At 59.1% G+C, this 1,889-nt stretch carries 2 protein-coding genes; both read right to left on the reverse strand.

Translation table 11 applies throughout. The annotated features are described in order from the left end of the window. On the reverse strand, positions 1-1,075 hold a 1,075-nt coding region (locus tag AC1DRJ_RS26050; RefSeq protein WP_477804685.1), incomplete at its 3' end, for an MFS transporter. 98 nt (positions 1,076-1,173) lie between these two features. Further along, the coding region (locus AC1DRJ_RS26055) for an SLAC1 family transporter (protein WP_477804686.1) at positions 1,174-1,889 on the reverse strand (716 nt) is incomplete at its 5' end.

A 1,889-nucleotide genomic window follows, 5' to 3' on the forward strand; every position in this document is an offset into this window, starting at 1 on the left:
GTGCATACAGCGGCACGATGTAGAAGCCACCGAAGATCCCCAGACCAAGGATGTCGATCAACACCAGCCAGGTGTGACCGAACCCGAGGACTTCGACCCAGCCATGGCCCGTCACGCTGTCCGGAATTCCGCCGGAATGCCACCACAACAACAAGCCAAACACGGTCAGGCCGAACGAGCCGAACGGCACCAAGCCGATCTCGACTTTGCGCCCGGAGAGCTTTTCACACAGCATAGAACCGAGCGCGATACCCACCGAGAACACCGTCAGAATCAGCGTCACCGCAGTTTCGTCGCCGTGCATCCACTCTTTGGCATAGGCCGGGATCTGCGTCAGGTAAATCGCCCCGACAAACCAGAACCATGAGTTGCCGACAATCGAACGCGACACTGCCGGGGTCTGCCCAAGGCCCAACTTCAAGGTGACCCAGGATTGGCTGAAAATGTTCCAGTTCAGGCGCATTTCCGGCGACGACGCTGCCGCCCGTGGAATGCTGCAACTGGCCAGGTAGCCGAGCACCGCAACGCCGATGATCGCGCAGGAGACAATGAGCGCGTAATGACTGGAGGACATCATGATCCCGGCGCCGATAGTCCCGGCGAGAATCGCCAGGAAGGTGCCCATTTCCACCAGCCCATTGCCGCCGACCAGCTCTTCTTCGCGCAAGGCTTGGGGCAGGATCGAATATTTCACCGGCCCGAACAGCGCCGAGTGGGTGCCCATGGCAAACAGCGCCACCAGCATCAACGACAGATGGTCAAAAATGAATCCGACTGCGCCCACCGCCATGATGACGATTTCGCCGAGTTTGATCAGACGGATCAGGCGGTCCTTGGCGAACTTTTCACCGAACTGACCGGCCAGCGCCGAGAACAAAAAAAACGGCAGGATGAACAGCAGCGCGCAGAGGTTGACCCAGATCGAGCGGTCACCGTCGAGGGTCAGCTTGTACAGAATGGCGAGGATCAGCGACTGTTTGAACAGGTTGTCGTTGAACGCCCCGAGGGACTGGGTCACGAAAAACGGCAGGAAGCGCCGGGTGCGAAGCAAAGTGAACTGTGAGGGGTGACTCATCTTCCATGTGTCCCTGATGTTGGGTAGCGAGTGGCGTGGATACTGCTATTGGAATGTCGAACGGCGATCCAGGCCACACACTACCTAATCTTTTCAGGTTATTTCTTTAATCCTGCAATGCACGGCGACACAAACAGTTCGCCGCGCCATGCGCCTTGCAGCGTCCGCCGTGCAACGATCAGCCACATCACCGCCAGCATTGCCACCAGCACGCAGCCGAAGATGCTGAAAAAGGTCAGGTTCAAGGTGCTGGCCAGTTTTAATGTCGCCAGTGAATAGACCCCCAACGGGAAGGTAAACCCCCACCAGCCGAGGTTGAACGGGATGCCGCCGCGCAGGTAACGCAAGGTAATCAACATCGCGATCAGCATCCACCACAAGCCAAAACCCCACAGCGTGATTCCGGCCACCAGCCCCAGGCCAGCGGCGATTTCACCGATGCCCGGCAGGCCGTTCGCGGCGAAGATCGCCGGCGCGTCCGCCCCCAGCAGCAACATGCCCAGCGCCCCAGTGCCAATCGGGCCCAACGCCAGCCAACTGGAGGCTGCCATGTTTTCGTGGGGCAGTTTATGCAGCGCCATGCGCAGCAACAGGATCGTCAAAATGCTGAAGGCTACCGGCAGGGAAAAGGCCCACAGCACATAACTCGTCACCAGCATCACCAGTTGCGAATGGGCATCCGCCAAGTGCGGTGCCAGTAAGCCACCGCTGGCAGCGGCGACTTCTGCGGCGACCACCGGCAACAGCCAAACGGCAGTCATTTGGTCGATGCTGTGTTCCTGACGGGTGAACATCATGAAGGGAATCAGTACGC

The sequence above is a fragment of the Pseudomonas sp. P5_B2 genome, from assembly GCF_056400445.1.